The 7,031-nt window shown below is 68.5% G+C and carries 5 protein-coding genes and 2 pseudogenes; 3 read left to right on the top strand and 4 right to left on the bottom strand.

Features of this window, described 5'->3' with window-relative positions; all coding sequences use genetic code 11:
- The 3 genes and pseudogenes from GRX66_RS14775 to GRX66_RS14785 form a co-directional block, all read right to left on the bottom strand.
- Positions 1–1,483, bottom strand: a 1,483-nt coding sequence (locus GRX66_RS14775) for a DUF2298 domain-containing protein (RefSeq protein ID WP_201293042.1), incomplete at its 3' end; no start/stop codon positions are given.
- Between the two features lie 181 nt (positions 1,484–1,664).
- The gene (gene dnaK / locus GRX66_RS14780) at positions 1,665–3,572 is read right to left on the bottom strand and encodes a molecular chaperone DnaK (RefSeq protein WP_159527243.1); all 1,908 of its coding nucleotides are present in this window, start codon (positions 3,570–3,572) and stop codon (positions 1,665–1,667) included.
- A gap of 312 nt (positions 3,573–3,884) precedes the next feature.
- Positions 3,885–4,505, bottom strand: a pseudogene (locus GRX66_RS14785) (nucleotide exchange factor GrpE); the annotation flags it as partial.
- A 119-nt stretch (positions 4,506–4,624) separates the two neighbouring features.
- Here GRX66_RS14785 and GRX66_RS14790 point away from each other — a divergent pair.
- Together GRX66_RS14790 and GRX66_RS14795 are read left to right on the top strand one after the other, a co-directional pair.
- The gene (locus GRX66_RS14790) at positions 4,625–4,807 is read left to right on the top strand and encodes a hypothetical protein (protein ID WP_159527245.1); all 183 of its coding nucleotides are present in this window, start codon (positions 4,625–4,627) and stop codon (positions 4,805–4,807) included.
- 26 nt (positions 4,808–4,833) lie between these two features.
- On the top strand, positions 4,834–6,219 hold the full coding sequence (locus GRX66_RS14795; RefSeq protein WP_325064137.1) for a DEAD/DEAH box helicase family protein: 1,386 nt from the start codon (positions 4,834–4,836) through the stop codon (positions 6,217–6,219).
- A 50-nt stretch (positions 6,220–6,269) separates the two neighbouring features.
- On the opposite strand, the gene GRX66_RS14800 is transcribed toward GRX66_RS14795, so the two are convergent.
- Positions 6,270–6,617 (bottom strand): hypothetical protein, encoded by a 348-nt coding sequence (locus GRX66_RS14800; RefSeq protein WP_159527246.1) that lies wholly within the window; start codon positions 6,615–6,617, stop codon positions 6,270–6,272.
- Positions 6,618–6,687: 70 nt separating this feature from the next.
- Between GRX66_RS14800 and GRX66_RS14805 the strand changes: the two are divergent.
- Positions 6,688–7,031 (top strand): annotated as a pseudogene (locus tag GRX66_RS14805) (DUF790 family protein); the annotation flags it as partial.

Genomic DNA, 7,031 nt, shown 5'->3' on the forward strand with positions numbered 1-7,031 from the left:
GGCCGCGGGCGACGACCACGGCGACAGCGAGGCCCGCGACAGCCGCGAGCACGCCGCGCGGACTCGCCTCGTCGACGCCGGTGTATCGAGTGAAGAGGTACGCGACGAACAGCGCAAGGAGACTCCCGTAGATGAGGAGGACGCCGATTGCGGAGGTTCGCGGCGGGAACAGCCCGATTCCCTCGTTCGGCGGAACGCTCGCCAGCAGGAACGGCGACGCGAGCGCGTACCCGACGATGCCGACGCCCGCAGCGACGACGGCCGCGACGATGGTTCGCCAGGCCTCTGTGAGGACCCGAGCACCGAATGAGTTGTCTGGGTCGGGTGCAACGGCCCGGAGGCGCTTGCCGATGGCTCCGGGCAGTAGTGTGGCGGGATGCGGGTCGGCGTACACGCACGCCAGCCACGCCATCCCGACAGCGCTTGGCATCGACCACGTGTTCGTCACGCCGAAGTACCCCGCGACGACAGCGATTCCGCCGAACAGGAGAGCAGCGCGGCGCTTTCGGGCCGTGGCCGGCGTCTGCACGTACGAGTACGCGAGTGCCGCCGAGAGCACGAGGAAGCCCGTGGTGACGGTGTGGCCGTGCATGTCGGCTTTCACGAACGAGTACAGCGGGAACTCCTGGAGCGTGCCCTCGACGACGTATCGCGTGTCCCACCAACCCCACGTCGAGAGCTTGGACTGCTCGAACAGGACCGCCGGGTAGTCCGCCCGGTTCACGTTGAACGCCGCGCGGCCGTACTTCACCGCCAGGTCCGTGGGGAGCGCCCCGAGCGCGAACCGGACGACGGTGACCGTGTTGCCGGCGAGCGCGACGAAGAACACGCCGAGCGCGCCGCCGAGGCGTCGAGAGTAGCCGCGGTCGCGGGTGAGCCACCCGGACAGCGAATACGCGCCGACCACGAGCGTCCCGAAGTATCCCGCGAGCGCGAGATTGTGCACGTACTCGACGGACGTGTCGGTGAGGAGTGCGGCGACCGCGTTGAACACGGGGAGTCCGTAGTAGTACCGCACCGGTTTTCCGGCGTACCACATGTCCTCGGGCGGCAGCGCCTCCGCCCGCAGCACGGCGTTGAGCAGCCCCGTGTGGAGGAACTTCTCGCCGCCGTACCCGCTCATCACGGGATTCATCGACCGGAGCGCGACGACGAACAGGAAGCCTGTGACGAAGACGGCGAACGCGCCCGCGATCCGCCGCCGGTCGTAGTCAGCGAGTCCCCGGCGGCGAGCGGCCCGGTGCGCCGTAGCGCCGAGCGCGACCAGCACCCCGACGGTGAACAGGGCCGTCCACGGCCCGAACGTGAACTGCCCGACGTAGAACGCGACCATCGTGACGACGACAGTCGCGACGGGTATCGCGAATCCCGCGCCGTCGTCGGGCGCAGCGGGGAACAGCAGTCGCGCGACGGGGAGCCCCGCGAGAAACAGCCCAGCGTACAGCAGCAACCACTGGAAGAGGAGGAGAGCGGTTTCCGACATATGTTGGTGGCCGGCCAGCGAGGATAAATGCCTTCTGTCATCGCGTGAGTGAAACGGGCTCCGCGAACGTCGACGAATCCTGCAGCACGTCGATACGGACTGATTCACGCCCGCCAGCGAGAGAACGCACCGACTCGCTCACGCTCGTCTTCAGAACCGACGAAGACGGCGAGTCGTCGCGTTACTCCTCTTCGCCGTCTTCCTCGACGTCTTCGAAGTCGGCGTCGACGAACTCCTCGTCGCCGACGTCCGTGTCAGTCGCACCGGCGCCCGCACCGGGTCCGGCGCCACCCATGCCGCCCATACCAGCGCCAGCGCCGCCGGCGCCCGCTGCGCCGGCCTGCGCTTCCTGCTGGTAGGCCTGCTTGCCGATCTCCTGGAGGGTCTTGCTGAGGGACTCCGTTGCCTCCTCGAGCTCGTCGGGGTCGACCTCGTCCTCGTCGAGGAGGTCCTGGACGGTCTCGATCTCGTCGTTCACGTCCGCTTCGAGGTCCTCGTCGACGAGTTCCTCGTTCTCCTCGAGGAGGTTCTCCGCGCGCTGGATCGCGGTCTCGGCGTCGTTGCGCGCCTCGATGCGTTCGCGGCGCTGCTGGTCTTCCTCGGCGTGCTCCTCGGCCTCCTGCTGCATCTCCTCGATCTCGTCGTCGCTGAGGCCGACGCCGCCCTCGATGGTGATGGACTCGGCGTTCCCGGAGCCCTTGTCCTCGGCTTCGACGTTCACGATCCCGTCGGCGTCGATCTCGAACGTGACCTCGATCTCGGGGGTGCCCGCGGGCGCCGGCGGGATGCCGCTGAGGTGGAAGTCCCCGAGGAACTCGTTCTCGTCTGCGATCTCGCGTTCGCCCTGGAAGACGCGGATCTGGACGTTCGTCTGGTTGTCCGCGGCGGTCGTGAACACCTTCGACGCGGTGGTCGGGATGGCGGTGTTCTTCTCGATGAGGCGCTCGAAGAGGCCGCCCTTCACCTCGATACCGAGGCTGAGCGGCGTGACGTCCACGAGCACGATGTCGTCGACTTCGCCGGAGAGCACGCCGCCCTGGACGGCCGCGCCGAGCGCGACGGCCTCGTCCGGGTTGACGTTCTTCTTCGGCTCCTGGCCGACGAGCTCCTCGACTTTCTCCTGGACCTGGGGCATGCGCGTGGACCCGCCGACGAGGATGACCTCGTCGATGTCGTCCTTGTCGAGGCCGGCGTCCTCGAGGGCTTGCTCCGTCGGGCCGACCGTGCGCTCGATGAGGTCCTCGGTGAGGCTCTCGAACTTCGCGCGCGTCAGGTCGTCTTCGAGGTGGACGGGACCGGAGTCGGTCGCCGTGACGAACGGGAGGTTGATGGTCGTCTCCTTGCGACTGGAGAGTTCGATCTTGGCTTCCTCGGCGGCGTCTTTCAGCCGCTGGAGGGCTTGGCGGTCCTCGCGCAGGTCGATGCCGTGGTCGTCCTCGAAGTTGTCTGCGAGGTAGTCGATGATGGCGTGGTCCCAGTCGTCGCCGCCGAGGTCGTTGTCGCCGTTCGTGGCGACGACCTCGTAGACGCCCGCGCCGAGGTCGAGGATGGAGACGTCGAAGGTCCCGCCGCCGAGGTCGTAGACGAGGACGGTCTGGTCCTGGTCCTCGTCGAGGCCGTAGGCCATCGACGCGGCCGTCGGTTCGTTGACGATGCGCTCGACCTCGAAGCCCGCGATTTCGCCGGCGTCCTTGGTCGCCTGGCGCTGGCGGTCGTTGAAGTACGCGGGCACCGTGATGACGGCTTTCTCGACGTCCTGCCCCAGGTACTCCTCGGCGTCGCGCTTGATCTTTTGGAGGATCATCGCCGAGATCTGCTCCGGCGTGTACTCCTCGCCGTCGAGTTCGACCGAGTGGTCCTCCTCGCCCATGTGGCGCTTGATGGAGGCGACCGTCTCGTCGGGGTTCTGGACCGCCTGGTTCTTCGCGGGTTTGCCGATGAGTCGCTCACCGTCGTCGAACGCGACCACCGAGGGCGTGGTGCGGTCGCCTTCGCCGTTGACGATGATCTCTGGGTCGCCGCCTTCCATCACCGCGAACGCGCTGTTCGTGGTGCCGAGGTCGATACCCAAAATCTTCTCACTTGCCATGTTACCCGTGTCTAAGCCGCGTTTTCCCTTTAAGCCTTGCTAGTGCCACAGCCTACCACGAAATTCGAGTGCGCCGCAGTCTTGCGGTTTCGGGCGCACTGAAAAAAGCCGGTCGGCGGATTTATCATGAACCGGCGGTCAATCGCCGCGCCCCGACGGCGCTCTCGCGCCCGGGGCCGTCGGTCCGGACCGGACCGAGCCGGTCCCGGCGAATTACTCGTCGCCGTCTCCTGCGTCCCCGCCTCCCGCATCGCCGTTTCCTGTCCCGTCGTCTGCATCGTCGCCGTCTGCCGCGTCGCCGTGGTTCGCACCGTCGCTGGCGGCGACCTGCGCAGCGCGCAGGACTTTCCCGCCCATCTCGTAGCCGGGTCGGTAGACGTCAGCGACCGTTCCCTCGGGCTCGTCGCTGTCGACGGTCATCATCACCTCGTGGCGCTTGGCGTCGACGTCGTCGCCCGGGGCCGGCGCGATCTCGGAGACGCCCTCGGCGTCAAGCACGCGGTCGAACTCCTTGCGCGTGAGTTTCACGCCCTCGCGGAGGCTGTCGACGTCGCCACTCTCCTCTTCGAGGGCGCGTCCGAGGTTGTCGCGGACGTCCAGCAGCCGTTCCACCAGGTCCTCGGTGGCGCGCTCACGGATGTCCTCCTGGCGCTGTTTCGCGCGCTGCTTGTAGTTCTTGAAGTCCGCCTGCTTGGACCGCAGTCGGTCGGTGAGGTCCTCGACCTCCGCTTCGGCGGCCTCGAGGTCAGCTTCCAGTTCCTCGACGCGGGCTTCCAGGTCCGCGACCTCGTCGCCGAGTTCGTCGTCGTGTTCGCGGACCCGCACGGCCAGCGAGTCGGCGTGGCCGCCCGCCGTCGCCGCGTCGTCGGCCCCGTCGACGGCCGTCTCCGCGTCGGCGTCGACGTCACCTGCCTGCTCGGCGTCGTTGCTCATGTACGTCAGAAACGGATACTCGGGTTTACGGATTTCGGGACGGCCCCGTGAGTACCGTTCCCCGACGCGACTAGACAGTCTCGAAACAGTTTTGCCGACGGCCGGGGGTCGTCGAAACGATGGGCGAACACGACGAGCTGCGGTTCACCGCGGAGGGGGCCGGGGTCGGGTTCGCAATCGGAGCGGCTGCCTTCCTCGCGTTGCATCGCGCGTCGACCGACGTTCCACTGGCCCTCGGTGTCGGCCTCGGCGCCGGCCTGTCGCTGGCGCTGGTCGTGAGCGCTGCACAGACCGACGACTAATTAGCGTCGGCTCCGTAGTCGGCGGCGTGACAGTTCGGCTGGCGTTCGAGGACGGCACGTTGCGGGTCGAACACGACGGCGACGGTCCGCCGACCGACGGCGTCGACAGCCTGCCGGGCGTCGAGAGCGACGACCGCACGGGCACTGGGCGCGCCCCGGCGATGGCGTACGCGAACCTCGTCGCGTACCTCGACCACCGCGAGATTCCCTACGAGGACGACGCGCTCCACGCCGACACCCTCGATGTCGCCTCCGCGTACGAACTTCGCGACTACCAGCAGGGTGCCCTCGACGCGTGGCAGACCGGCACCGAGGGCGGCGACGGCGCGCCGCGACCGCGCTGGGGCGTCCTCGAACTCCCGACCGGCTCCGGGAAGACGGTCATCGGCCTGAAGGCCATCGAAGCGCTCGGGACGGCCGCGCTCGTCGTGGTGCCGACCATCGACTTGCTCACGCAGTGGAAGCGCGAACTCGGCCGCGAGTTCGACCGCGAAATCGGGCAACTCGGCGGCGGCCAGCAGGTCCTCGGGCCGGTCACGGTCGCGACCTACGACTCCGCGTACCTGCGGGCGGACGACCTCGGTGACCAGTTCGGCCTCGTCGTCTTCGACGAAGTCCACCACCTCGGCGGCGAGGGGTTCCGTGACATCGCGCGGATGCTCGTCGCGCCAGCCCGAATGGGGCTCACTGCGACCTTCGAGCGGCCCGACAACGCCCACGAGGTCGTCGCTGACCTCGTCGGGGACGTCGCCTACCGGCTGTCCGCCGACGACCTCGCGGGAGACCACCTCGCCGAGTACGACGTGAAGCGCCTGGAGGTCCCGCTGACGGCAGCCGAGCGAGAGCGCTACGAGGACGCGCAGGGAACGTTCACGGACTACCTCCAGCAGTCGAGCGTCCAGTTGCGCTCGCCCAGCGATTACCAGGAGCTCGTGAAGCGCTCGGGCAACGACCCGCGGGCGAGGGAAGCGTTGCTGGCGAAGCAGCGCGCGCGCCGCATCGTCCGGGAGAGCGACGCGAAAGTCGAGGAGCTAGCGCGGATCCTGGACCGCCACCGCCGCGACCGCGTCATCGTGTTCGCGGCGTCCACGGACCTCGTCTACCGGCTCTCCGAGCGCTTCCTCCTCCCCGCCATCACCCACGAGACGGGCGCCAGCGAGCGCCGCGAGATTCTCGAGAAGTTCCGGAGCGGCGACTACTCGCGGGTCGTCACGGCGAACGTCCTCGACGAGGGCGTCGACGTCCCGGACGCGAACGTCGCCGTCGTGTTCGCGGGCAGCGGGAGCGAGCGCGAGTTCACGCAGCGCCTCGGCCGGGTGCTCCGCCCGAAGGAGGACGGCGGCCGCGCCCTGCTGTACGAACTCGTGAGCGCCGACACCGCCGAAGAACGAGTGGCGGACCGGCGGCGCTGAGGATGTGGCCGCTGCGGCGCAGTTCATGTACTCGGACCCGGGCGCTGTCGTCAGTCCTCGACGAGGTCGGTGTCCCAGTTAATCGACGACATGTTCCGGAACTGGACATCGAACTCGACGCGGACCGTCGTCGTGGAGTGTGGTTCCAGCGACACCTCCCGGACCCGCGTGAGCGCCTCGTCGTCGAGCTGGCTGTTGACGTACAGCGTCCCGGACGCTGCGCGGTCGGTCGGGTTCGAGATAGTGACGGTGACGACGAACGTACCGTCTTCGGACTCCCCGGCTTCCTCGTCAGACACGACCAGGGCGTCCTCGTCGTCGCCGCGACGCAGACAGCCGGACAGAGAGAGGGCAACCCCCGCGGCCGCGGTGGTCCGGAGGAGCGTCCGCCGGTTCATACGTCTCGGTTCCGTCGGACCGGCAAGAATCTTCTGTATCCTTTTGTGAGCGCACGGCGTACGCGGAGTCGTGCTGACGAAGGACCTCCTGCGGGTGTCGCGGGCGGGCGGCGGCTACCAGCCGCAGTTCGCGGACGGCGGCGACGAGGAGGCGCTGGCGGGGCGCGTCCTCGGAACGTTCCAGGGCCACGTCGGGGAGTCCCGGAGTGAACTCCGGGCGTCCCTGACGGACCTCGAGCGGGAGGCCAGCGATTTCAAGCTGGTGCGCGGGTTCGCGCACCTCGTCGAGCGCGACGCCGCCTTCGAGTCGACTCCGCGGTCGCACCGGAGTCCGCTCGGCGCGCGGCGTTCACGGCCGCCGAAGACGTCGGCGTCGTCCAACGGAGGAGGAACGCCAGCATGCGCTCTCGCGGC

The organism is Halobacterium bonnevillei (assembly GCF_009831555.1).
GTDB lineage: Archaea > Halobacteriota > Halobacteria > Halobacteriales > Halobacteriaceae > Halobacterium > Halobacterium bonnevillei.

What these genes read in the sequence shown, in the direction of transcription:
- GRX66_RS14800 (WP_159527246.1), bottom strand. Translation starts at nt 6,617, where the DNA reads ATGAACCGGCGGACGCTCCTCCGGACCACCGCGGCCGCGGGGGTTGCC.
- GRX66_RS14790 (WP_159527245.1), top strand. Translation starts at nt 4,625, where the DNA reads ATGGGCGAACACGACGAGCTGCGGTTCACCGCGGAGGGGGCCGGGGTC.
- dnaK (WP_159527243.1), bottom strand. Translation starts at nt 3,572, where the DNA reads ATGGCAAGTGAGAAGATTTTGGGTATCGACCTCGGCACCACGAACAGC.